We start from the raw sequence: 25462 nt of genomic DNA, 5'->3' as shown, positions 1-25462 counted from the left end.
ATAACGTTAGGATAACGAGTTTCGTTTATCCGAGCGCAGTAAGTTTTTCATTCAAGGAGTTTAGCATGACAATTAAGGTTGGTATTAACGGGTTTGGTCGTATCGGGCGTATGGTTTTCCGTTCAGCAGTACAGAATTTTTCTGATATTGAGATTGTCGCAATTAATGATTTGTTAGAGCCTGATTACCTGGCTTATATGTTGAAACACGATTCAGTGCATGGCCGTTTCCAAGGCGATGTGTCAATTGATGGAAATACATTAGTGGTTAATGGCAAAAGAATTCGTTTGACCGCAATTAAAGATCCTGCTGAATTGAAATGGAGCGAAGTGGGCGCTGAAGTCGTTATTGAATCGACAGGATTGTTCCTGACCAAGGAGACTTGCGAAAAGCACTTGGTAGCAGGTGCCAAAAAAGTCATCATGTCTGCGCCTTCGAAAGATGATACGCCCATGTTCGTATATGGCGTGAATGACAAATCCTATAAAGGTGAAAGCATTATTTCCAATGCTTCCTGTACTACCAACTGCTTGGCGCCGATGGCTAAGGTATTGAACGACAAATGGGGCATCAAACGCGGATTGATGACCACGGTGCATGCAGCAACGGCAACCCAGAAAACTGTAGATGGCCCATCGAATAAGGATTGGCGTGGTGGGCGCGGCATTCTGGAAAATATTATTCCGTCTTCAACGGGTGCTGCCAAGGCAGTAGGCGTGGTAATTCCTGAACTGAACAAGAAATTGACCGGCATGGCTTTTCGTGTCCCAACTTCAGATGTTTCAGTGGTTGACTTAACGGTTGAACTAGAAAAAGAAGCAAGCTACGATGAGATTTGCAATGCAATGAAGGAAGCTTCCGAAGGCTCAATGAAAGGTGTATTGGGTTATACCGATCAGAAAGTGGTTTCTACCGATTTCCGCGGTGAAAGCTGTACCTCCATTTTTGATGCTGAAGCTGGCATGGCCTTGGATAAAAGCTTTGTTAAAGTAGTAGCATGGTACGACAATGAGTGGGGTTATTCCACAAAAGTATTGGAGATGGCTCGTACCGTTGCCAAGTAATTTGTATTGATCGATACGTAATTAAGAATATTAATATCTTGATTACTATCTGAATTACTGTTCAATTCGTCAAGACATAAAGGGTAGCGTTTGCTATCCTTTATATTTTTTAAAGACAATTCTGGAGTTTATCGTGCCTGTTATCAAACTTGTTGACCTTGACCTAAAAGGTAAGCGCGTATTCATACGCGCTGATTTAAACGTGCCTGTAAAGGATGGCAGAGTAACCTCGGACGCACGCATTACCGCCTCTATGGCGACGATTAATCATTGCCTCAAGGAAGGCGCCAAGGTAATGGTAACTTCTCATCTGGGGCGTCCTGATGAAGGAATATGGACCGAAGAAAATTCCTTGAAGCCCGTTGCTGATAATATCGCCAACCGTCTAGGGAAGCCGGTTCGGCTAATCAAGGACTGGGTGGATGGTGGATTTGATGTTGCTACCGGAGAGTTGGTAGTACTTGAAAATTGCCGTATTAACAAAGGCGAAAAGAAAAATCTAGAAGAAACTGCACAGAAATACGCAAAATTATGTGATGTGTTTGTAATGGATGCCTTTGGCACCGCGCACCGTGCAGAAGCTTCAACTCATGGTATCGCGAAATATGCTCCGATAGCGTGTGCGGGAATGTTGCTGACTGAAGAGCTGGAAGCTTTGACTAAAGCGCTGTTGAGTCCGGCTCGTCCGATGGTTGCCATAGTAGGCGGTTCAAAAGTTTCTACCAAACTTACCGTACTTGAGTCGCTATCCGAAAAGGTGGATCAATTGGTTGTTGGCGGTGGCATCGCTAATACTTTTCTTAAAGCAACCGGCAAGAATGTCGGTAAGTCATTGTGTGAAGATGATTTGGTTCCAACGGCCAAAAATTTGATGGATAAAATGGCCAAACGCAATGCTTCAATTCCGATTGCGGTCGATGTTGTGGTTGGTAAGAAATTTGACGCTAATGAACCTGCTGTATTGAAGGATGCCGGTAGCGTGGCCGATGATGAAATGATTTTCGACATCGGCCCCAAAAGCGCGCAGGAATTAGCAGATATCATTATGAAAGCCGGCACGGTGGTATGGAACGGTCCTGTGGGTGTATTTGAATTTGATCAGTTTGGCGCCGGAACCGAAAAGATTGCACGGGCAATTGCAGAAACCAAGGCATTCACGCTGGCAGGTGGTGGCGATACCATCGCAGCCATTCAGAAATATGATATTTATAACAAAATCTCCTATATCTCAACGGCAGGTGGCGCCTTTCTAGAGTTTCTAGAAGGCAAAAAGCTGCCTGCGGTAGAAATTCTGGAAATGCGTGCTAACTAATCGTCAAGAAAATAATGATTCGAAGAACAAAAATTGTAGCTACACTGGGTCCTTCCAGCGGTAATCCGAAAACTCTGGAACGTATGATCCGGGGCGGTGTCGATGTTGTTCGGATCAATTTCTCACATGGAACACGCGAGCAACATATTGAATTGGTGGAGATGACGCGCTCATTAGCACGCGCGGCAGGTTTCACTGTAGGTGTTCTGGCTGATCTGCAAGGCCCTAAAATCCGCGTCGGCAAGTTTGAGCATGGCAAAATTAGACTTGAAGTGGGTGATCAGTTCATTCTCGATGCGGCATGTGAGCTGGGCAATCAGGAACGAGTCGGTCTGGATTATAAGGAACTACCCAGTGATTTGGAAACCGGGGCCACGCTGATGCTGGACGATGGACGCATTGTACTGGGGGTATCTCAGGTGAAAGGTCACCAGGTATTCTGTGTAGTCGAGCAAGGCGGAATTCTGTCAAATAATAAAGGTATTAACCGTAAAGGCGGTGGATTGGGCGCCCCGGCTCTGACTGGCAAGGATTTAGAGGATATCCGAACGGCTGCTGAGTTTGGCGCGGATTATCTGGCGGTATCGTTTGTCCGTTCGGGTGATGATATCCGACAGGCACGCGCATTGCTGCAGGAAGCCGGTGGCAAAGGCATGATTATGGCCAAAATCGAACGCTCGGAAGCTATTCTTGCGCTGGATGATATACTCGAAGCTTCGGACGCGATCATGGTGGCACGCGGAGACTTGGCAGTTGAAGTGGGTGATGCCGCTGTTCCAGCGTTACAGAAGAGAATGATACGCTCGGCACGGGCAAATAATAAAATTGTTGTGACCGCAACACAGATGATGGAGTCGATGATTACCAATCCGATTCCAACGCGCGCTGAAGTATCGGATGTAGCCAATGCGGTACTCGATGGCACTGATGCAGTAATGCTGTCGGCGGAATCCGCTGCGGGTGAATATCCGGTTGAAGCAGTGGAAGCCATGGCCAGGGTTTGTCTGGAAGCGGAAAAGGAATATCTGGTTAGCATTGATCGGCGGATGCAGAATATTAATCCGGCAACCATCGAAGAAGCGATTGCACGTGCCACGATGTATACTGCCGGTGGCCTGCAGATTCGCGCGATCGCTGCATTGACGCAAAGCGGCGTGACTGCGTTGCTGATGTCGCGCAGGAGTTCCAAGGTGCCTATTTTTGCATTAAGCCCGAACGAAGAAACGCGCAGAAGAGTTACCTTGTTCAGGGGTGTTTATCCCGTAGAATTTGGTGAGGGATTGAATGATCCGGAAGAGATTCTGAATCTGGCTGAACAGGAATTACTCGACCGTGGGGTGGTGCGCAGTGGTGATATCATGGTGATGACAATAGGTGAGCCGGTAGGTAAGACGGGGGGTACCAATACCATGAAAATTATTAGAGTCGGTGAATGGAAAACAAGGCAAGGCATTGATACAAATTAGAATGTCTGACACGATGCAGCGCAGATAAACATATGAGCAGTTACAGCAAAAGGAATCAAACGTATTCATACAAGATAATCGCTTATACTAATATAATTTAATTAAGGAGATCTAAATGGCACTTGTATCATTAAGACAATTACTCGATCATGCAGCAGAAAACAGCTATGGCTTACCCGCGTTTAATGTTAATAATCTGGAGCAAATCCAGGCGATCATGCAAGCAGCGGATGAATGCAATAGCCCGGTGATCATGCAAGGCTCCGCCGGTGCAAGAAAATATGCCGGTGAAGCATTCTTGCGTCACTTAATTGCTGCCGCGGTAGAAGCTTACCCACATATTCCTATTGTAATGCACCAAGATCACGGCGCTTCTCCATCGGTTTGTGTTAACGCGATCCGCAGTGGATTCTCGAGCGTAATGATGGATGGTTCTTTACAAGCCGATGCCAAAACACCATCCACTTATGAATACAATGTCGACGTCACAGCAGATGTTGTTAATATTGCGCATTCAGTCGGAGTTTCCGTGGAAGGCGAGCTGGGTTGTCTGGGCTCACTGGAATCCGGCATGGGCGAAGCGGAAGACGGACACGGCGCAGAGGGTGTTTTGTCCCATGATCAATTGCTTACCGATCCTGAAGAAGCCGCTGATTTCGTGCGCAAAACCGGCGTGGATGCTTTAGCCATTGCAATTGGAACCTCACACGGCGCTTATAAATTTACCCGTAAGCCTACAGGTGACATTCTGGCGATTCAACGTATCAAGGAAATCCATGCACGCATCCCTAATACCCATCTGGTAATGCACGGCTCCAGCTCAGTACCGCAAGACTGGCTGGATATCATTCGTCAGTATGGCGGTGACATCAAAGAAACCTATGGTGTACCGGTAGAAGAAATCCAGGAAGGCATCAAGTATGGCGTGCGCAAGATCAATATCGATACCGACATTCGTCTGGCTATGACTGGCGCTATTCGCCGTAGTCTGGAAAAAGACAAAAGCAATTTTGATCCGCGCAAATTCCTGAAAGAAGCTACTGCAGCTGCTAAAGATATTTGTAAAGCACGCTTTGAAGCTTTTGGCTGCGCAGGACAAGCAGGAAAAATCAAGCCAATCTCACTCGAAGATATGGCTAATCGTTATACTAAAGGCGAATTGAGCGCCATTATTAAGTAGTCAACCGAGCTATTAAATAACGCTATGATCAATCATGCAGTTTTGTGATTGATCATAGAATTCGGATTGGATAGCAGTGCAATACTGTTTCGGTACAAATTAAATTTTAACTCCGACAGAGTCAAAAGGATATTGTTTAAGCCTTCGAAGAAGTCACTTGCTAGTCTCGCTAAAACATTACCTACATCCCCAACCTCGACCGATCGTCACATTTCATTACCTGTTTGAGGGTGTTTCACGGCTTATTTTCTAAGCGATAAAGCATGCTAGCAACAAATATGATGACTTTCTGCATGCCCTGAAGCTGCTCATCGTGCCTTCTTCTTCAACAAAAAACATCGAATCATGCGCTACAAACCCGGACAGTTTATTTTGTTCTCTACAATTCTGCCAAAAAAATAATCTCCATCAAAGATAATGATGTAATATTATCAATAGGAATGGAATGCTTTGTTTATTGACGTTCATGCGAGCTACTCTGTCCATGCATTACCTCGCATTTTGATTGTTGCTAATGCTTACCGGAGAGTTCAATAATAATCTGCCGAGTTTTTTGATTGAATGTAATTCTGAAGATGGGAAGGCAAAGGCTTCAAATCTAAGTGTGAGGAGGATATTTTTCCGATAATCATTTAGGAGGCCTCATTATGATGCGACGAGATAGCAGTAGTCATTTCATCGTTTTATTCTTAATTACCCAAATATTCATTTTTTCAGGCTGTGCATCGACTCCTGAACAATTGCTGATGGAAGAAAAATTCAATGATGTGCGTATTACCACAAAAGTTTATGAAGCAATTATCGATGAACCATCGTTGAGACGCTTTGATATCAATGTCAGAACGATTAAAGGAGTTGTAGAACTTAGTGGTTACGTAAGTTCCCGTGATGATATGGACAAAGTAATTGCAACTGCCCGTGCTATCGATGGCATAAAATCAATCAAGAATGATATGCTGATCGGGTCAATCAACGATGATTACTGATTAGTTTGCGCAAGTAAATGCCGGGTGAACAAATACAGTTGTCATTGATATGTTTTACTATTCACTGACAGATTATAAATGTTGCTCGAAAGATATTTGCAAGTTATTCATTAAGGAATCTCTGAATAAACTACACATATTATCCAAGCGCAGGGTGTATCTTGGTAATCAGCACAATAAACTTCCTGCTAAATTTGGCATAACAGTCATTCAGAGATTCCTTAATAAAAATCAAAGCTTGGTTTGTTGAGTTGAAATGCCTTTAGCTGACATAGTTCTGATTATTCATTTTCTTTATGTCCTGTTTGTGGTGGGGAGCTTGCCGATCATCTGGATAGGCGCGTGGTTGAAGCTGACGTTTGTCAGAAACCCTTGGTTTCGCTATCTGCATCTTGCTGCTATTTTATTCGTTGTGACTGAATCACTACTGGGTGTCGCCTGTCCATTAACCATGTGGGAAAACAGCTTGCGCCGGATTGAAACGGGCAACAGTTTTATTCAGCATTGGCTTCATTTCATAATATTCTACAACGTGCCAGAGACAATCCTGGCTATTGCCTACAGCTTGTTTGCCGGCCTGGTCGCAATGACTTTCAAATGGGTGCCACTCAGACGTGTAAAGTATAAATGTTGATTAGCTTTCGGGAACCATGGGGCGATCGATTGCTTCTTCTGCTCCAAGAGCAAGTATTTCTTCAATATTAGGTTCAAATGATTCTTCGTCAAATGCTGTGTCGCCGTTTTCGAATGGTTGATCTTGCGCTTGCAGGCTAACGAAATTGTAGTGTGACGTATCGGCTAGATGCGACAGCTGAATATTCTGTATCGAACGGAACATGGTTTCCAGCCGGCCTGGAAATTTTTTATCCCATTGCTGCATCATTTCTTTGATTGTTTGGCGTTGCAGATTTTTTTGTGATCCGCACAGATTACAGGGAATAATCGGGAAATCTGAAATTTCTGCATATGCTGCCAGATCCTTTTCCTTGCAATAAGCCAGTGGCCGGATAACAATGTGCTTGCCATTATCACTAACCAGTTTGGGCGGCATCGCTTTGAGCTTACCGCCGTAAAACATATTCAGAAATAAGGTTTCTAGGATATCATCGCGATGATGCCCCAATGCAATTTTAGTGGCTCCGAGTTCACCGGCCACACGGTATAGCACGCCACGGCGTAACCGCGAGCACAAGCTGCAAGTAGTTTTTCCCTCGGCAATGACACGCTTGACAACGCTGTAGGTATCCTGTTCCACAATCTGGAAAGGCATGCCGATTTGTGTCAAATAACCGGGCAATACTTGCTCAGGAAAACCTGGCTGTTTTTGATCCAGATTCACTGCGATCAGTTCAAAATTTACTGGGGAATGAATTTGAAGATTGCGCAGGATGTCCAGCAATGCATAACTATCTTTACCTCCAGACAAACACACCATGATTTTGTCGCCTGCTTCGATCATGTTGAAATCAGCGATGGCTGTTCCTACTTGCCGTCTCAAGCGTTTTTGTAGTTTGTTAGCATTATATTGTTGTTTTTTAATCATACTTTACGAAAATTCTAAGGGGCTAAAAGTTTATTGATTAGAGCAAGTAGTATAGGGGTTATAGCAGAATATTAGACAAATGAATTGGAACAATTTAGCATAACCGAATTCTAAGCAAGACAGATAAACGGGTTCGGGAATTATTTTCAGGAGAATTCTATGAGTAGAATTATACCATTGGTGATCTTGGTCTTGTTTTCAACCAATAGTTACTCGACTGCGAATCATTCCAATTTGGAATTCGATATTGGTAGACCGGGCGATTTAGATAAAGTGTCACGCATTATTAAACTGACACAGGTGGATAATATGTTTTTGCCTTCCGAAGTTGCGGTAAATGAAGGTGAAACGATCCAGTTTGTGATCAAAAACGGCGGTAATCACAAGCATGAAATGTTGATAGGTCCGATGGCGGAACTTAAAAAAATTGCTAAGATGCGAAGCATGTATCCTGAGAAGGAGCACACTGAAGCCCATTTGCTACAACTGGAACCTGGTGAGCAAAAAGAATTGATCTGGCAATTTACGAATGCGGGAGTCATTGATTTTGTTTGTCCTTTGCCTGGTCATTTTAAAAAAATGCGTGGAAAAATTATTGTGGAGAAAAAATGAAAATACGAATGAGAACCCTGCTAGCTGAATCGATCATCACATTCAGTTTGTTGGGTGTTGCTACACAAGCCATAGCTACGGCAACCATAGAAGTTTATAAGAGTCCAACTTGCGGATGCTGCGCTAAATGGGTCGACCATATGCGCGACCATGGTTTTACGGTAAAAACGCACGATGTAGGCAATAAAGAGATCAGAAAGAAATCAGGTATTTCAGAAACGGTTGGCTCATGCCATACGGCGCTGGTCAATGGCTATGCGATCGAGGGGCATGTGCCGGCATCTGATGTCATCAGGCTGCTCAAAGAAAAACCGAAAGCGATAGGATTGGCCGTTCCAGATATGCCGCATGGATCTCCTGGTATGGAAGGATCCCGTAGCGATCCCTATAATGTTTTATTGCTCAAAGAACGCGATCAAACTCGTACGAATGCCACCATCTACAATCGTTATGATCCATATGCCAAAAAAACCGAGCCATTACCGCAAAATTTGGAAGCAGAGGATAAAAGTAGTTCAGTCATGCGCTTAAAATAAGCGTTGCAATTTTCATGAAGATGCAACATTTTTTGATTTATGCCGCTGCAATGGTATTAATTGGATGCGGGAATTTTTATTCTATAGACCCTGCACTGGAGCAGCATCAGATTGACCCTAAAACGGGATTGGTAATAAGAAATTTAGATGCTGCGCAAATCATGCGTGGAGAAGCTGTTTATACAACCCATTGCGTAGGTTGCCATGGTCCCAATGGGGAAGCCACGCCGGATTGGCGCAAGCCGAATTCTGATGGTAAATATCCGCCGCCCCCGTTGGATAGTTCGGCACATGCTTGGCATCATTCCACTGATGTTTTGAAAAAAACAATTCTCAAAGGAACTCCCCCAGAAATAGGCTCGATGCCTGCGTGGGAGGGCATACTGACAGAGCAGCAAGTCGATGATGTGATCGTATGGATAAAATCCTTATGGTCGAATGAAATTTATGATATCTGGTATAAAAATTTTGAAAATAAATAACCAGTAAATAAGTATTTCAAAGAATTATTCTTCTGGTTTTTTTTCGAGTGATCGGATTTGCTCAAAAATTGCTTGTTTTTCATCTTCCAGTTCCCGATAGCGTGCATAAAGATGATCCAAATCCGTTGTATATTTGTCAATCCGTTCTTGTTTTTCCTGCTTACGTTGAATAAAGTCTTCATAATTCGGAATCGGAATACTCTGTGAAGGCGAATTGGGTAGTTTTACAGTTTGAGGTGTTTCTGCCATTTCGTTGCGGCGCAACTCCTGAATCATCAGAAATTGCTGGTAAGTTGATTGAGATTCCTGTTGTACGCGCGCTAATGTTTTTTCAAGCTCACGGATTTGCGCCTCTTGATCAGGTGCTTCTGTATTCGCCCAAATTGCATTGGTGAAAACAAAAAATAACAATAAAAGAATAAATTGCATGACATGAAAATTAATAAATAAATTGCCGTTTTGCTTATATTTTGAATACATGGCTACAGGGTTTTATTATTTAATAACGATTTTCCAGAATGCTATTGATTCTACACTCATTATTAATGGAGTTAATTTCTATTTTAGAATTCCGCAAACCAAAATGCTTTTGCTCATCATGGTGTTGACATCGACTTATAATTGATAATCGATTGCAATGGTCAGTCCGCTTTATCGCTGACATCAAAAACAAGACTAGGTCTATACGGCGATTGTAAACAACATAGAACATAGAGTCTATTTGATAGTAGTTGTTGCTGATCTACTTAGTCAATCGAATAGCTTATATATGTAATGATCGGACACACCCGGAAATTGGAAATCGCTTATTGTCTGATTATTCATTAACAGGTGACCTTTTAATTTAAGGCTTGACCTTGAGATCAATAACGATTTGCTTGACCCTGCCGGTACAGGAAAAGCGGCAGAATCACCTTCCTGATTCTAGAGTTCTAAATCGACTGATGCAGTAAATTTTTATAAAGCCAGTGTGGAGCCAGGCTATCTCTATATGAGATTGACTTTAGTCAGAATCAAATCTACCGACTATAATGAAGTCATTACAATCTTGAACACAGAGACTATGGCATATTCTACCAAAGTGACCAATGAAGACAGTTCTAAATCAGTGATAAAGAACGAGCAATTACTAACAATAATCAAGCGCGTCACTCGTGCTCTCAGAACTTTAAGCGCTGGCAATCATACTTTATTACATGCCTCGGACGAGCAAGAATTGCTACATGATATGTGCCAGGCCATCGTGGAAAAAGGTGGTTACCGTATGGCTGGTGTCGCATATGCAGAACACGATGAAAACAAGAGCTTCCATTGGATGGCAAGTATCGGAGTAGATAAAGAATTTTTGGAAGCGCTTCGTTACACTTGGGCCGATACAGAAATGGGGCGTTCCGCGACAGCTACTGCAATCCGTACGGGCGAGCCCTGTGTGGGCAGAAACATTCTCACAGATCCTGTCTATGCCGCTCTTGCTTATGTTCCCCTTCGCGAGAATGCCATCAAGCTCGGCTTCGCAGCAGTTACCGCTTTTCCTCTGCACGTGAATGGGCAAGTACTCGGTGCTTTGGTCATGGGTGCGATTGAACCGGATGCTTTTGATGAAGAAGAAGTCAAGTTACTCAGTGAATTGGCTAATGATTTGGCTTATGGCATTACTAATTTGCGTATGCGTGCTGAGCATCAGGTGGCCGAAGCTACCATTGCGCGATTGGCTTATTATGATCCTCTAACCGAATTGCCCAATCGTATCCTCATGCTTGAGCACTTGCAAGAAGCCATTCAAACCGCAAAATATCATCATCACGCCCTCGCTGTCTTGCATCTGAATGTTATTCGTTTGCGTGGAGTCAATCAAATCCTGGGCTATCGCTCCGGTGATCAATTGCTGCAACAGCTGGCTCAACGTTTGATGCGTACCCTGAAAGAAGGCGAATTCTTGGCGCGAGTGGGGGAAGGCGAATTTGCTTTGATCTTGCCTAGCGGAGGAGCCGATTATGCCATCCAAGCTGCGCAACGGCTGGCCAATGCCCTGCATGACTCCGTGGAAGTGGCGGGCCTGATGGTCGATCCGCGTGTCAGCATAGGTATTGCTCTCTATCCTGGTCATGCCACTGAAGCTGATACCTTGTTGCGGCGTGCCAATGCCGCTACTAATGATGTTTGTCCTGCTCGAGGCGGCTATGCCCTCTACACGGGGGGGCAGGAACAGGAATGCACCCGGCGTATTTCATTGATGGGAGATCTTCGTCAAGCAATCGAACAAAATGAGTTATTGCTGTTTTGTCAGCCTAAGGTCGATATTGCGTCGCGTCGCGTGTGTGGAGCGGAAGCCTTGGTGCGTTGGCAGCATCCTATACATGGCATGCTATCAACCATCGAATTTATAAAGCTCGCTGAGAATGCCGGTTTGATTACTCCTTTGACGCACTGGATGCTCGATGCGGTTTTCAGTCAAAGTTATGCCTGGCATGAAGCAGGGATAGCGCAGGCTTTGTCAGTGAATTTGTCCGCGCATGATTTGTACGATCCTATGCTTGTTGATCGTATTCAAGGTCTATTTTCCACTTGGAATGTTAATCCGGAGCTGATTCAGTTTGAATTAACTGAGAGTACCCTGATGGAAGAACCATTGATTGCATTGGAGGCTTTAACCAAATTAAAGAATCTCGGAATCCGGTTATTCATCGATGACTTTGGCACGGGATATTCGAGCTTGAGTTATTTGCAAAAGCTACCGGTGGACTCAATCAAGATTGATCAGTCATTTGTCATGCCAATGGAGGCGGACAATGACTCAGCTGTGATTGTCCGCTCGACCATTGAACTTGGACATAATCTCGGTTTAGAAGTGGTGGCGGAAGGAGTAGATAGCCAAGTTGTGTGGAATCTCCTGACAGCATTGGAGTGCGATGTAGCGCAAGGCTATTTGATTGGTATGCCGATGCCGGCGGGGCAATTCAGTGACTGGGAAGACAAATGGGCGCGAATGTCAGTGTAAGAGTGCTGTGCAAACTCGTCCATAAGCGTTGTCTTGCTATGCAAGTTCTAATAAAACTGATAAGCCAGACATATTTCCTTAACCTATTTGGCACGATAAGAAACATTCATACTATTCTCTGATTTCCTGTTCAATCTGGTCAGCCGTCACATGGCGCACATCTTTGCCTTTTACCATGTAAACAACATACTCTGACATGTTTTTTGCATGATCTCCGATACGTTCGATTGCTTTGGCGATAAATACTATTTCCAGACACGTTGAGATTTTTCTTGGATCTTCCATCATGAATGTAATTAATTGGCGCAAGATAGAACGAAACTCCTCATCTACAAGCTCATCTTGTCTGACAATTTGTGCGGCTGCATTTAGATCCAATCGGGCAAAGGAATCGAGCGCTTTGTGCAACATATCCATTGCAATACTGGCAACATGCTTGATTTCATGAAAGCGCGGAATGTGCATGCGATCAGATGAGTATATCAACTTCGTCATCCGGGCAATTTTCGCCGCCTCATCACCGATGCGCTCAAGATCAGTAATAGTTTTAATTACCATCATGATCATACGTAGATCACTTGCAGTTGGTTGGCGACGCGCAATAATCTGGCTACAGATTTCATCGATCGATACTTCCATGGCGTTGACACGATGATCACGTGTAATGACCTGATCGATAAGCTCTTCGTTACCACTCGTCAATGCCTCAATTGCATATTCGATTTGCTCTTCAACAAAACCGCCCATCTGCAGAACGCGTGTACGAACTTCCTCAAGTTCAGCATCAAATTGCTTAGAAATATGCTCTTTATTTGCCATATCGCGCCTTTGGTTGTTAGCAAAGAATATAATAGTTTGGTACTGAATATATTAAAAGTCAGATAGAAATTATACGTACGCCCTTATCTGTTCCCAATAATAGCGTATCCGCCCCGCGTCGTGCAAAAAGACCGTTGGTTACAACACCGGCAATTTGATTGAGCGTAGCTTCCAGCTCAACAGGGTTCATAATTTGCAATCCATGTACGTCCAGAATGATATTGCCATTATCCGTGATGAAATCGTGCCGCAAAGCCGGATGCCCGCCCAAATGAACAATTTCGCGCGCAACATAGCTGCGTGCCATCGGGATGACCTCGACAGGCAAAGGAAAGTTGCCAAGAATATTTACCAGCTTGCTTTGATCGGTAATGCAAATAAATTTTTGTGCTACTGCGGCAACGATCTTCTCTCGTGTCAATGCGCCACCGCCACCCTTGATCATATGCAAATTCTCAGTGATCTCATCTGCACCGTCAACATAGACAGGGATATCAATAACGTTATTGAGATCATGTACTTCTATGCCATGCTCTTTAAGTCTTTGTGCCGTTGCATCGGAGCTCGCAACGGCCCCTTCGATTTTATGCTTGATTTTAGCCAGCTCATCAATAAAATAATTAGCGGTGGAACCCGTACCTACGCCAACAATACAATCAACCGGAATATATTGAATTGCAGCAACTGCTGCTGCACGTTTCTGCTCGTCTTGTGTCATGATGTCTCTTACAAAAATTATAATATCGCTGTCAGGATAGCGTTATCTGTTAATTTAAACAATCCTTCTATCGCTTGGTGTAGGGGAACAATTAAACTGTCCAGGCTTGTAGCACATGATCTGTCCGTTTTTATATGGATTCCAAGGAGGAATTCCAGATGAAACGGACAATGGCTACAGGAGACCGGGAAGATAAGGTTTGAGGAGGCGTATGGAGGTTATAAAAGGGAAGTCTAACGCAATCGGAAGCGGCATTGTTGCTTGCGGTATGTGACCGGACATTCCGACGCTACATGGGCCGGAATGTCGAGGACGGTCTGGATGCGTGATTGGTCATGATAACTGTGTTAGTTTTAAAGGCTTAAAATTACAGATTCCAGCAGATCGTCACCGCTGTCACTATATGAAAGCCAGATTATGCATTGATAGTATTTATTTTTAGCTGAAATTATTTTGCCCCGATAATACTTTTAGCTGGTTTGTACTGATTGTTCGATTTCTGGCGGCTCATTCAATAACGGAATTACCATTTTTTCCAGCTTTTTCAGATCGACACGCCCCAAATAATTTTCAACCAGCTTTCCCGAACGATTGATTACCACGGTATAGGGTAATGCGGAATGGCGATTTCCCGCAGCTTCTAACAATGACCAGGTATTAAAACCACCCACCAATACCGGATAATTGATGCCAAATTCCTGGCTGAACATTTTCACTTTATCGGCTTGATCAATGGCAATGCCGATAAAAATCAACCCTTGCTCCCCATATTTCTTTTGCGCTTCAACGAACTCTGGAATTTCCTCGCGGCACGGCGTACACCAGGTAGCCCAAAAATTCACTACCATGACCTTTCCCAACCACTGCGAAACCTCTTGATTTTCTCCTTGCAAGTCCGGCAGGCTTGCAGAAAGAATTGCTTGAGCGCCTTGCTGGCTTTCTTCACTGGATAATTCAGTTTGATACGCTTCAGACAGCAAGGTACGCAGGAATGAACCCGCTCCCAGAGCAAATATTGCGACGCAGGAATACAAAATTATCTGCTTTAACTTCGACATTGTTTCATCCTTAGAAAATTTTTTAATAGAACACTGCGACGGATTGATTGACAGTAACGTATAAGCTTTAAATCAAAACAGCGTTCAACACCGCCAAGAAATCATTGTTGTTGAGAAATCCAATGATCTTAATATCAGGAATGTCATAACCTTGACGATCAATAAATAAAATACCCGGCGGCCCAAACAATTTAAATCGTTTAAGTAACGCAGTATCATCCGGAGAGCCCTCCGTGACATCAACCTCCAGCAAAACCACTTCTTTCAGTCGAGCTTGAACTTTGGCATCGGAGAACGTAAATCGATCCATCTCCTTGCACGAGACACACCAATCGGCATGAAACCTGACCATGACGTATTTATCTCTGGATGACTGGATCTGTTCATCCAGCTCAGCAATGGTTTTTACTCGCTGAAATGGCAGTGTTGCATAGCTCGCGGGTACCGCTTCTCCAGAACCAGAACTTGTCGCATCCGCCAGATTGAGTTTCGAGAGTGGCTGCAAAACATCCCGGCTACCGGACAAAACACCGATCAACAATGCAACACCCATCAGCAAAGCGATGACACCCACACCTTTGAGAAATTTCTGTAAACCCGGGGCTCTTTGCGGCAATGGGTCGATCGCTTGCAGATAAATTGCGGAGATGATCAGCAGTGCAGCCCATAGCAACATGTACACAACTTCGTTAATCACCGGGGAGATAATCCAGATTGCAACTGCAAGTAGCAGCACGCCAAAGAATCGCTTGATCGACTCCATCCATGCACCAGCTTTCGGCAGTAAAGCACCGGCCGATGTCCCCAACAGCAACAGCGGCATGCTCATGCCTAGAGCCATGACAAATAAGGCCGAACCACCCAGAACCACATCCCGGGTCTGACTAATATATAGTAAAGCGCCTGCCAGCGGCGCAGCAACACAGGGACCGACAATCAACGCAGATAATGCCCCCATACCGAATACACTGGTTAAATGTCCGCCTTTCAACTGACCGGCTTCTTCGGATAGCTTGGTTTGCAACGTCCCGGGCAGTTGCAGCTCATAAAAACCAAACATGGAAAAGGATAGCAACACAAATATCACTGCAAATGTGCCGAGCACCCAAGCATTTTGCAAGGCCGCAGACAACATTGCGCCTGATAATCCGGCCGCCACACCGGCAATCGCATACGTAATCGCCATACCCAGTACATAAGCCAGCGCCAGGATAAACCCATGACGCTTGGTTACATGCTTACCGTGATTGGCGATAATCCCCGATAAAATCGGAAACATCGGAAATACACAGGGTGTGAATGAGAGAAACAAGCCAACCACGAAGAACCCTGAGAGGATCAACCAGTAATCGCCCGTTTCAAACATGCGTTCAATTTTGTATGATTCGGTTTCAATCGCAGGTAATCGGGATGGCATCTGAAACAATTCAGCAGCAGCATCCATTTCCGCTGCCGTTGCTTGGCTGCTCACTGCTCCGGCAATCGCTCCAATCGCTGCTTTTACCGCCGGTAAGGTCAAATCGATCGCTTTGTGTATCGGAGCATAGCACACGCCAACCGGTTCATTACACCCCTGATAAGTCGCTTCCAGTGTCAACGGTTGCTCGCTTGCAGAATCTGTACGCGTTAATGAAATGATCGCCTGAATCGGGCTGTAATACACCTCCGTATTGCCAAACGTCATATCTTCTTTCATTTTTCCGGATGGCAGCGCGACTTTTTCAATCACCAAGCCTTCTTGCTTCGGCTCAAAAGCAATTTTATCGCGATACAGGTAATAATCCTTCGCCGGTGTCAAATGCGCAATGAGTGTATTCCCATCCCGGACTTCTATCGAAATCCTGAATGCCTCATCCGGTGGCAAAAGCTCTTGCGGATTGCTTTGACCCAGATTGATACCCAATCCTTGCAATTTTTGGAATAGACTAAAGGATCCATCTTCCTGAGCAAAAGCTTGTGGAGAGGATAAACATAATATCAGTAACAAAAATTGGATTAATCGCATGGGCAGTCAGTATTATCTAATCAAGGTTGTTTCGTCGGCAATCCACTGCAAGTAAGCAGGTAATCCGCTCAATATAGGAACCATAATCACTTCAGGAAGTTCATAAGGATGCATCATCTTGATCAACTGTTCAACCCGTTCATAATGTTGCCGTTGGGTTTTGATCAACACCGGAGTCTCTTCTGCCGAATCCATAGCATCTTGCCAGCGGTAAATTGATGTACACGGACTCAAGGCATTAACGCAAGCAGCCAGATGCTGATCAATCAAAGCTTCTGCCAACGCAAGCGCGCTTTTCTTATCGGGAAAATTAGTAATAATGAGTACTGGTTCCATGAGTGTTATCGATTGATGCGAAAAGATTAATTTTACCCTGCTTGGCGCCCCAATTGACAGATGGGATTTTGAACTTTGGCGCTCTGGGCATACCTCGTCAATAGGCATATACTTTAAACAAACAATTTATCGAAAGGAATTGAAAAAATGAAAGGACTATTTAATTTAGTGATATCGCTTTCAATTATTGCTCCAATCACCATATTTTTTGGCTATATCATCATGGATGAAGGCGATCAATTCACCGCCGAGCATTATATGGTGACGGGACTAAGTACAATTCCGTTTGTTTTCGCACTGCTGATTAAATTTTTGATGACGGGTGCTGAAAAAAATGACCGGCAATGATTTCAGGAGGTTATCAGGGTACCCTGTGATTGCTCACAGGCACGCCGGTAAGCCAGTCCGGCCACAGCCAAATCACCAAGCGCCAATCCTCTGAATACAAAAGCAGTTCTCTCGTTCTCACTTTGACGCCCTGCTGTTTTGCCTGTTACCAAACCAGTCAGATCACCATGCACCAGCGCCGGATTAATCAACGGTTCAGGCATATTGGCCTCCTGTTCCAGATCATCGATAATAATCCGTTCCAATACCGGCATACTCTCACCCAACCACGGCGCAGCCAGATCGGTCATGGTGACGAATGCACCGGGTTTTAGCCAGCGCGCGTCCAGAAATGGCACCAGTTGAGGTGACAAAGTCACGGACGTAACGATCAAATCCGCATCTTGAATAGCCTCTTGTGCTGTTTGTGTTGTAATGACTGATAAGCCCATTTCATTTGCACTACGGCAAAATGCATCGCGGCTGGCCGCACCCCGTCCAAATACATTAATTTTCTTTAGCTGAAAAATTTCGGTCAATGCCCGCAAATGACTCAGGGCTTGCACCCCGCACCCGATAAATGCAGCGATAGAAGCGTCCGGTCGTGCAAGCCGCTTGGCGGCAACCGCACTCAATCCGGCAGTACGTATTGCAGTGACCCAATTACCATCGATGATCGCTAGTGGCAACCCGCTTCGGCTATCGAGCAAGGTCACCAGCGCGTTAATGCTTGCCAATTTATATTTGGGATTTTCGGGATTGAGTACTAGCGCTTTAACCGCAAGAAATGGAGGATCATCCACTGCAGCCAGCGTTGCCATCATGTATCTTCCATCCGGCGGGGTAATTACGGCTTTGGGCGCACTCCAGGCCTGCTGTTGTATTTTTGCAAAAAATAAATGCTCAATGCTGGCAATGACATCGTGCGTGGTCAGTTGCAGGCTCTGCAAGGAACTATGTGATAAATAACGGATCACTGGCAACATTCGAACTCCTGTTTTTGAAAATCTTAGCTGAGGGTTAAATTGGCCATATTAACAATCGGCTGCTATAATGTTGCCCCCACCGCAAGAACTAATCGCTTATTTTTGAGGAATTATTTATGTCTCGCCCGATTCGCAATATCGCCATCATCGCTCACGTTGACCATGGTAAAACCACCATGGTCGATAAACTCCTGCACCAAGCCGGCACCTTTGCCGCACATCAGCAAATTTCCGAGCGCGTGATGGATTCCAACGATATTGAGCGCGAGCGCGGTATTACCATTTTAGCCAAGAATTGCGCCATCGACTACGAGGGAATCCATATCAATATCGTCGATACCCCCGGTCATGCGGATTTTGGCGGTGAAGTGGAACGTGTACTGTCGATGGTCGATGGCGTATTGCTGTTGGTCGATGCCGTCGAAGGGCCGATGCCGCAAACCCGTTTTGTCACCAAAAAGGCGCTTGCGCTGGGTCTGCGTCCGATCGTCGTGATCAACAAGATCGACCGACCGGGGGCACGCGCCGGTTGGGTGGTTGATCAAACATTTGATCTGTTCGACAAATTGGGCGCCAGTGAAGAACAACTTGATTTTCCAGTTGTTTATGCCTCAGCATTGAATGGTTTCGCCACCCTGGATATTGACAAATCCAGCACGGACATGCGTCCGTTGTTCGACACTATCCTCACATATGTTCCCGCTCCTGAAGGTAATCCTGATGAACCGCTACAACTGCAAATCAGTGCACTGGATTATTCCAGTTTCGTCGGTCGCATTGGCATTGGCCGAATTCACCGTGGCAAGCTGAAGCCTGGTCAGGAAGTCATGATATTACTGGGCGACAAACCCCCTAAAAAAGCTAAAGTCAATCAGGTACTTGGTTTCCGTGGTTTGGAACGGATACAGATGAAAGAAGCTTTGGCCGGTGATATCGTATTGATCAACGGCGTGGAAGATTTGAGTATCGGCACTACGCTGGCGAGTGTCGACCAGCCAGAAGCACTACCCATCCTCGCCGTGGACGAGCCAACCCTGACCATGACATTTCAGGTTAACACCTCGCCATTTGCCGGCCAGGAAGGCAAATTCGTCACCAGCCGCCAGTTACGCGAGCGCCTGGAAAGAGAACTGTTAACCAATGTTGCTTTGAGAATGGAAGACACCAATGAAACCGACTCGTTTCTGATTTCAGGGCGCGGCGAATTGCATCTCACCATTCTGCTGGAAAACATGCGCCGCGAAGGCTACGAACTCGCCGTCTCGCGTCCTCACGTGGTGATTCGTGAAATAGACGGCGTTAAATGCGAACCGTTTGAAATGCTTACCGTCGATGTAGACGAAGCCAATCAGGGTGCCGTGATGGAAGCTTTGGGTGCACGCCGCGGTGATTTACAGGATATGGTATCGGATGCTAAAGGACGTGTGCGCCTGGATTATCGTATCCCTGCACGCGGGTTGATCGGTTTTCAGTCCGAATTCATGACCATGACACGCGGCACCGGCCTGATGAGCCACGTGTTTGACGAATTTGCGCCGATGCGTGCGGAAATCCCGCCACGCAGAAACGGTGTGCTGATTTCCGCCGAACAAGGTGAAGCCGTCGCGTATGCATTATGGAAACTGCAAGATCGCGGCCGCATGTTCGTCAGCCCCGGTGACCGCTTGTACGAAGGCATGGTGATCGGCATTCACACCCGCGACAATGATTTAGTGGTCAACCCGATCAAAGGCAAGCAATTAACCAATATCCGCGCATCGGGAACCGATGAAGCCGTCACGTTGATTCCGCCGATTCAGCTCACGCTGGAATCCGCGATTGAATTCATTGCTGATGATGAATTGGTAGAAATTACGCCGAAAACGATCCGTATTCGTAAACGCTTTTTACTGGAGCACGAACGCAAACGCGCCTCAAGAGTCGCAGCTTAAAATCCGCTTCAAGCTTATCAAGCCAATCGAAAGATAAACGATAAACCATTGATTGCGCCAGTATGATCCAATACCGGCGCAGCAATAAAGCGTTATAGTTTCACTGATTGAGCCGCACGGGCCGATCGGCCTCAAAGTCCTTCAGCAACGGTACCTCATCCTTGTTGACCCAGCGGATATCCATATCGTAAGTGTCATGTGCAAAAGCTATCTAAATTCAATAAATGGCTTCGTGGCAAAACCATGGAAAATCGCAAGTCAAGCTAATGTTCAAAATCGCAGCCAGATCATCGATTTTCCTATCATGGCAACGTCACTGAAACAAACACGCCGGCATGATCGGATACACTGGTCTGACCAGGATCAACAAGGGTGTTAAATACCACTCGGCTTTCACGCAAGTTCTTTTCCTGATTCATGAAAATGTAATCAATGCGCCTGGCAGATCCCCCTGCATCCAACGTCGAAACTCCAACAGTACAATGCATATCGGCTTGCCCAGGGTTGGCGCATAAATTATCTAGCGATCTATTCTGCGCATAAGCATCGATAAAACCGGCACTGACAATCCGGTCGTAGAAAGGCCTCTCCACAAATGGATCTACGCGAAAACGGTCAATATTGAAATCACCACCAAGAATTGTAAGATTACCGCCCGGAAAGGATGCCTCCAGTTCACTAATAAATGGCAGCAAAACCGCTAATTGAGCATCTAGTTGATCCGCTGTACATGCGGCACAAAGATGAGTATTGTAAATATTCAACTTACTGAAACTGGGAACATTGATGCGTGTCATCATCACATTTCTTGGCAGTTTGATATCATGTCCGCGAAAATTCAACTCAGTCGCATGAGGCAAACGCTTAGTGGCTCTGAAATCAATTTCGCAACGGCTCAATATTGCATTGGCCACGCCTATCACGCCCGGCAATCCAATTTCAAAAGCCGTGTATAAATCATAATCACGCTTGCGGCTACGAAGTTTCTTCTGCAAATCTTGCGCGCTATTTTCAGTATGAACCAATGCGCCTCCAACCACTTCCTGGAGCAGAATAACATCGACCGGCGTTTTCTCCGCAAACTCGGCAACAGCTTCCAGACGCTGCTCGCGCGTTTCAATTTCTTTGAACAGAAGATTGACGGATAGAACGTTAAGGTAACCGCGGCTGGCCACATCATCACATTGAACCTGCGGTTCTTCACCATTATTACCGCTTTTAGCACAACCGGATAATAGAGAAATACTAAAAATAACGATGAAAAGTAGGTTTCTCACCATTTAACCTCCTAATAACACTGAAAACCGGATTTTTATTCCACGCTTACCCGCCAATGTAAAGTCCGATCTAAATATCAATATTTGTCGCCCGTAGCGCATTCTTCTCAATAAACGCGCGTCGCGGTTCGACTACATCGCCCATTAACGTCGTAAAGATTTCGTCAGTCAGGATGCTATCTTCAATCTGCGCACGCAACAAGCGGCGATTTTCCGGATCCATCGTGGTTTCCCACAATTGACTCGGATTCATTTCCCCCAGGCCTTTGTAGCGTTGCACGTTCAGGCCTTTTTTTGCTTCTTCCAGCAGCCATTCGAGCGCGTGTTTAAATTCGTTAATAGCCTGCTTGCGTTCACCGCGTCGAATGTAAGCGCCCTGACCCAGCAAACCTTCAAATACCTGCGCGGTTTTCTGGATCTGCATATAGTCGCCACTCTCTACAAAATCATTATCCAGATAGCTGGTCAGCACATTACCGTGCGATAGTCGCATGATTTTCAATCGATAACGTTCGTGCACGTCATCGTATTCCGCAACGATTTCCACGTCCTTAATACGTGCGGCCAAACGGTCCGCGCTGTCGATCGCCGCTTGCTCGTTGTGCAAGTCGACATCCGGTTGGCGCAGCAACGCGTGCATTACGTTACTATCAATCATCTGGCTCATGCGCTCGATCACCGCCTCCGCCAGAATGTATTCATTGGCAATTTTTTCCAGTGTTTCACCGCTCAAAGCAGGTCTTTCTTCACCGATATGCAGCTCGGCGTCGGTTAACGCAAGGCTGAGCAGGTGTTGTTTCAATTCATGATCATCCTTGACATAGCGTTCTTTTTTACCGTGTTTGATTTTATACAAAGGCGGTTGCGCGATGTAAATATGACCGCGCTCGATCAATTCGGGCATTTGCCGGTAAAAGAAGGTTAGCAGCAAAGTGCGGATATGTGAGCCATCCACGTCTGCATCGGTCATGATGATAATGCGATGATAACGCAGTTTGTCCGGATTGAATTCATCCTTACCGATACCGGTTCCCAGTGCAGTGATCAGAGAAATGATTTCCTGCGACGAAATCAGTTTGTCAAAACGCGCTTTTTCGACATTCAGGATTTTCCCTTTAAGCGGCATGATCGCCTGGAATTTGCGGTCACGTCCCTGTTTGGCGGAACCACCGGCGGAATCACCTTCGACCAGATAGAGTTCGCATAGCGCCGGATTCTTTTCCTGACAGTCGGCCAGTTTTCCAGGTAATCCCATACTATCGAGCACACCTTTGCGGCGTGTCAGTTCGCGCGCCTTACGGGCAGCTTCACGAGCCCGGGCGGCATCAATGACTTTATTGCAAATGGTTTTGGAATCAATCGGGTTTTCCAGCAAAAACTCGGAAAGCTTTTGCGTCACCACTTCTTCCACCACCGGACGTACTTCCGAGGACACCAGTTTTTCCTTGGTTTGCGAAGAGAACTTGGGTTCAAACAGTTTTACCGATAATACGCACGACAAACCTTCGCGCATGTCATCACCGGAAGTTTCAACCTTGGCTTTCTTGGCCAGTTCGTTTTTTTCGATGTAATTGTTGAGCGTTCGCGTCATTGCGGCACGCAGGCCGGTCAAATGCGTGCCGCCGTCTTTTTGTGGAATATTGTTGGTGAAGCACAGCACCTGTTCGGAATAACTGTCATTCCATTGCATCGATACTTCCACCGCAATGTTATCTTTTGAACTGGTCGCGTAAAAAATATTCGGGTGCAGTACCGTTTTGCTGCGATTGATATATTCAACAAAATTCCTGATACCACCGGTAAAAGCGAATTTTTCATCCTTGCCGGTACGCTGATCGATCAGATGAATTTTTACCCCGTTATTTAGGAAGGAAAGTTCACGTAAGCGCTTGGCGAAAATATCGTAATGATATTCGATGCTGCCGAAAATTTCCTTGCTGGCAAGAAAATGTACTTCCGTACCGTGCCGTTCACTTTCCCCGGTAATTTCCAATGGTTTGACTGGAACACCCATACGAAATTCTATCTGGTGCGTCTTACTATTACGCCTGATCGTGAGTTTCAGCCATTCTGATAATGCATTGACTACCGATACGCCAACGCCATGTAAACCACCGGAAACTTTGTATGAATTGTCGTCGAACTTTCCCCCGGCGTGTAATTCCGTCATGACGATTTCCGCCGCTGAACGTTTCATTTCATCATCCTGTTTGATCCCGGTGGGAATGCCACGACCGTTATCCAGCACGCTGACCGAATTATCCGGATGGATGGTTACGGTTATTTCATCGCAATGGCCGGCTAACGCTTCGTCAATGGCATTATCGACAACTTCGAATACCATATGATGCAAGCCTGTGCCATCGCTGGTATCGCCAATATACATACCAGGCCGTTTACGTACGGCATCCAGGCCTTTGAGTATTTTGATGCTTTCAGAATCGTAATTGGTTGGGTTTTCTTTGGGTGCGTGGGAATTTTGATTACTCATTAGTCAGGGTACTTTATGAAGAAAGTTACAGGAAACAATTTAGTGGTCGCGGTTAAGGTTGATTCTGGTGCGGTTATGATTAAATTCTCATAGGCATCACAATGTATTTGAATATTTCATTTCCGGGTATCGTCATTAAGACACTGCTGTTAGCATTTTCAAACGCGCATTGCACGGTTTCGCTTGTCACATTGTTCAATAAATCCATTAAATAGGTAATGTTCAGACTGATGTCCACGGGATCATCCTGGTAGCTGATTTCCAGTTCTTCTTCGGCTTCTTCCTGTTCATTATTCTTGCAGATAATGCGTAGATTATCTTTATTGACAATCAGGCGCACACCGCGAAATTTATCGCTTTGGTTGGATAAAATGGAAACGCGCTGCAAGGCTTGTAGAAAGACAACCCGGTTAATCTCAAACAGTTTATTGTTTCTGGTTGGAATAACCCGATTGTAGTCAGGAAACTTTCCGTCGATGACTTTCGAGATCAGCGTTATATCTGAGAAAGAAAAGCGGATTTTATTTTGGAAATATTCTATTTTTATCGGATCCTCATTGTCATGCAATAATTTGGATAGTTCAAACACGGCTTTGCGCGGCAGGATGACTTCCTGTTTTTTCTGTGCTTCGCCCAAACCGGTTGAGACATAAGCAAGGCGGTGACCATCCGTACCTACGCTGATCAGTTGCTTGCCATCGTTCAACAACAAAAGTCCATTCAAATAATAGCGGATATCCTGTTGAGCTACCGCAAACTGTACAAGATGCAAAAGATCCTTGAATTCTTTTTGCTTGAGTGTAATAGCATTATCGGATTCTGGTTCATCAGTGACTTCGGGAAAATCTTCCGCCGGGAGAATTTGCAGGTTAAATGCGCTTTTATGGGATTTAACCAGTAAATGATCGTCTTTTCGCGTTAATGTCACCTCGATATCGGATGACAGTGAACGTAAAATATCCTGAAGTTTTTTTGCGGATACTGTGAAAGCGAAATCTTTTTGGGGTGAAAGATTTTCACCCGCTTCCGTTTTAATCTGTATTTCCAGATCAGTGGTTAGAAAAGAGGTCTTTTCCTGATTTTGCTTGATCAGAACATTGGATAGAATGGGTAACGTTTGTCGGCGCTCTACAATCCCGGTTACAGTTTGTAGTGGTTTTAACAAGGTATCTCGGTTGGTTTTAATTAAAAGCATTGATATGAAAATAGTAGTAATTAGATAATGTCTTTAATACTTCTGTATAGTTTATATCTTTATTTTAATTTCAATAAGATACAATAAATTTTTTGTTTGTATGATCCGGGTATAGATATTGGATAGATTGTGGATAAAAA

Annotated in this window: 23 protein-coding genes; 12 read left to right on the top strand and 11 right to left on the bottom strand. The window is 45.1% G+C overall.

The features are described 5' to 3' along the window. Positions 1-65: 65 nt before the first annotated feature. From gap to C4S39_RS02390, 6 genes are all read left to right on the top strand, one after another. Positions 66-1064, top strand: coding sequence for a type I glyceraldehyde-3-phosphate dehydrogenase (gene gap, locus C4S39_RS02415; protein ID WP_103965460.1), 999 nt, complete (start codon positions 66-68; stop codon positions 1062-1064). 133 nt (positions 1065-1197) lie between these two features. Beyond that, positions 1198-2376, top strand: a complete 1179-nt coding sequence (locus C4S39_RS02410) for a phosphoglycerate kinase (protein ID WP_103965459.1) — start codon at positions 1198-1200, stop codon at positions 2374-2376. Between the two features lie 14 nt (positions 2377-2390). Beyond that, positions 2391-3842 carry a pyruvate kinase gene (gene pyk / locus C4S39_RS02405; protein ID WP_103965458.1) on the top strand — a complete coding sequence of 484 codons (1452 nt, stop codon included), beginning with the start codon at positions 2391-2393 and terminating at the stop codon, positions 3840-3842. A 115-nt stretch (positions 3843-3957) separates the two neighbouring features. Further along, the gene (fba, locus tag C4S39_RS02400) at positions 3958-5022 is read left to right on the top strand and encodes a class II fructose-bisphosphate aldolase (protein WP_103965457.1); all 1065 of its coding nucleotides are present in this window, start codon (positions 3958-3960) and stop codon (positions 5020-5022) included. Positions 5023-5669: 647 nt separating this feature from the next. Next, positions 5670-6008: a BON domain-containing protein gene (locus C4S39_RS02395; RefSeq protein WP_103965456.1), complete on the top strand. Its 339-nt coding sequence runs from the start codon at positions 5670-5672 to the stop codon at positions 6006-6008. A 256-nt stretch (positions 6009-6264) separates the two neighbouring features. Continuing rightward, complete coding sequence (locus tag C4S39_RS02390; protein WP_103965455.1) at positions 6265-6642, top strand: DUF2784 domain-containing protein; 378 nt, start codon at positions 6265-6267, stop codon at positions 6640-6642. Here the strand turns inward: C4S39_RS02390 and ttcA are convergent, their stop codons facing one another. Continuing rightward, entirely contained in the window at positions 6643-7551 is a 909-nt protein-coding gene (gene ttcA, locus C4S39_RS02385; RefSeq protein ID WP_103965454.1) for a tRNA 2-thiocytidine(32) synthetase TtcA, read from the bottom strand. 159 nt (positions 7552-7710) lie between these two features. Here ttcA and C4S39_RS02380 point away from each other — a divergent pair, with 159 nt between their 5' ends. The 3 genes from C4S39_RS02380 to C4S39_RS02370 are packed head-to-tail and all read left to right on the top strand — an operon-like array spanning position 7711 to position 9181. Continuing rightward, positions 7711-8163 (top strand): cupredoxin domain-containing protein, encoded by a 453-nt coding sequence (locus tag C4S39_RS02380; RefSeq protein ID WP_103965453.1) that lies wholly within the window; start codon positions 7711-7713, stop codon positions 8161-8163. Then, the gene (locus tag C4S39_RS02375; RefSeq protein WP_103965452.1) at positions 8160-8699 is read left to right on the top strand and encodes a DUF411 domain-containing protein; all 540 of its coding nucleotides are present in this window, start codon (positions 8160-8162) and stop codon (positions 8697-8699) included. Before C4S39_RS02380 ends, C4S39_RS02375 begins: the two co-directional genes overlap by 4 nt. 14 nt (positions 8700-8713) lie before the next feature. After that, the gene (locus C4S39_RS02370) at positions 8714-9181 is read left to right on the top strand and encodes a c-type cytochrome (RefSeq protein WP_103965451.1); all 468 of its coding nucleotides are present in this window, start codon (positions 8714-8716) and stop codon (positions 9179-9181) included. Positions 9182-9205: 24 nt separating this feature from the next. Here C4S39_RS02370 and C4S39_RS02365 read toward each other — a convergent pair whose 3' ends face one another. Next, entirely contained in the window at positions 9206-9610 is a 405-nt protein-coding gene (locus C4S39_RS02365) for a hypothetical protein (RefSeq protein WP_103965494.1), read from the bottom strand. A 562-nt stretch (positions 9611-10172) separates the two neighbouring features. On the opposite strand from C4S39_RS02365, the gene C4S39_RS02360 reads away from it, so the two are divergent. After that, the gene (locus C4S39_RS02360; protein WP_219817904.1) at positions 10173-12179 is read left to right on the top strand and encodes a putative bifunctional diguanylate cyclase/phosphodiesterase; all 2007 of its coding nucleotides are present in this window, start codon (positions 10173-10175) and stop codon (positions 12177-12179) included. A gap of 111 nt (positions 12180-12290) precedes the next feature. Here the strand turns inward: C4S39_RS02360 and phoU are convergent, their stop codons facing one another. The 5 genes from phoU to cutA all read right to left on the bottom strand — a co-directional run bounded on the left by phoU (position 12291) and on the right by cutA (position 17115). Then, a complete protein-coding gene (phoU, locus tag C4S39_RS02355) occupies positions 12291-12998 on the bottom strand; it encodes a phosphate signaling complex protein PhoU (RefSeq protein WP_103965450.1) in 708 nt (235 codons plus the stop codon). Between the two features lie 58 nt (positions 12999-13056). After that, positions 13057-13716, bottom strand: a complete 660-nt coding sequence (rpiA, locus tag C4S39_RS02350; protein ID WP_181023731.1) for a ribose-5-phosphate isomerase RpiA — start codon at positions 13714-13716, stop codon at positions 13057-13059. A gap of 470 nt (positions 13717-14186) precedes the next feature. Continuing rightward, the gene (locus C4S39_RS02345) at positions 14187-14774 is read right to left on the bottom strand and encodes a TlpA family protein disulfide reductase (protein WP_103965448.1); all 588 of its coding nucleotides are present in this window, start codon (positions 14772-14774) and stop codon (positions 14187-14189) included. A gap of 67 nt (positions 14775-14841) precedes the next feature. Next, positions 14842-16779, bottom strand: a complete 1938-nt coding sequence (gene dsbD / locus C4S39_RS02340; protein WP_103965447.1) for a protein-disulfide reductase DsbD — start codon at positions 16777-16779, stop codon at positions 14842-14844. Positions 16780-16791: 12 nt separating this feature from the next. Further along, positions 16792-17115, bottom strand: a complete 324-nt coding sequence (cutA, locus tag C4S39_RS02335) for a divalent-cation tolerance protein CutA (protein WP_103965446.1) — start codon at positions 17113-17115, stop codon at positions 16792-16794. 147 nt (positions 17116-17262) lie between these two features. Here cutA and C4S39_RS02330 point away from each other — a divergent pair, with 147 nt between their 5' ends. Next, positions 17263-17463: a hypothetical protein gene (locus C4S39_RS02330; RefSeq protein WP_103965445.1), complete on the top strand. Its 201-nt coding sequence runs from the start codon at positions 17263-17265 to the stop codon at positions 17461-17463. A gap of 2 nt (positions 17464-17465) precedes the next feature. On the opposite strand, the gene C4S39_RS02325 is transcribed toward C4S39_RS02330, so the two are convergent. Continuing rightward, positions 17466-18428 (bottom strand): ornithine cyclodeaminase family protein, encoded by a 963-nt coding sequence (locus C4S39_RS02325; protein WP_258039241.1) that lies wholly within the window; start codon positions 18426-18428, stop codon positions 17466-17468. Positions 18429-18544: 116 nt separating this feature from the next. Here C4S39_RS02325 and typA point away from each other — a divergent pair, with 116 nt between their 5' ends. Next, on the top strand, positions 18545-20359 hold the full coding sequence (gene typA / locus C4S39_RS02320) for a translational GTPase TypA (RefSeq protein WP_103965444.1): 1815 nt from the start codon (positions 18545-18547) through the stop codon (positions 20357-20359). Between the two features lie 302 nt (positions 20360-20661). On the opposite strand, the gene C4S39_RS02315 is transcribed toward typA, so the two are convergent. The 3 genes from C4S39_RS02315 to dnaN form a co-directional block, all read right to left on the bottom strand. Beyond that, a complete protein-coding gene (locus C4S39_RS02315; protein WP_258039240.1) occupies positions 20662-21639 on the bottom strand; it encodes an endonuclease/exonuclease/phosphatase family protein in 978 nt (325 codons plus the stop codon). Between the two features lie 67 nt (positions 21640-21706). Further along, positions 21707-24127: a DNA topoisomerase (ATP-hydrolyzing) subunit B gene (gene gyrB / locus C4S39_RS02310; RefSeq protein ID WP_103965443.1), complete on the bottom strand. Its 2421-nt coding sequence runs from the start codon at positions 24125-24127 to the stop codon at positions 21707-21709. A gap of 79 nt (positions 24128-24206) precedes the next feature. Then, positions 24207-25322, bottom strand: a complete 1116-nt coding sequence (gene dnaN, locus C4S39_RS02305; RefSeq protein WP_103965442.1) for a DNA polymerase III subunit beta — start codon at positions 25320-25322, stop codon at positions 24207-24209. Between the last annotated feature and the right edge of the window lie 140 nt (positions 25323-25462).

It is taken from the genome of Nitrosomonas ureae, assembly GCF_900108305.1.
In the GTDB taxonomy this organism is placed as follows: domain Bacteria; phylum Pseudomonadota; class Gammaproteobacteria; order Burkholderiales; family Nitrosomonadaceae; genus Nitrosomonas; species Nitrosomonas ureae_B.
The sequence above is the reverse complement of the archived record's forward strand: the minus strand, read 5'-3'. Positions and strand labels throughout refer to the sequence as shown.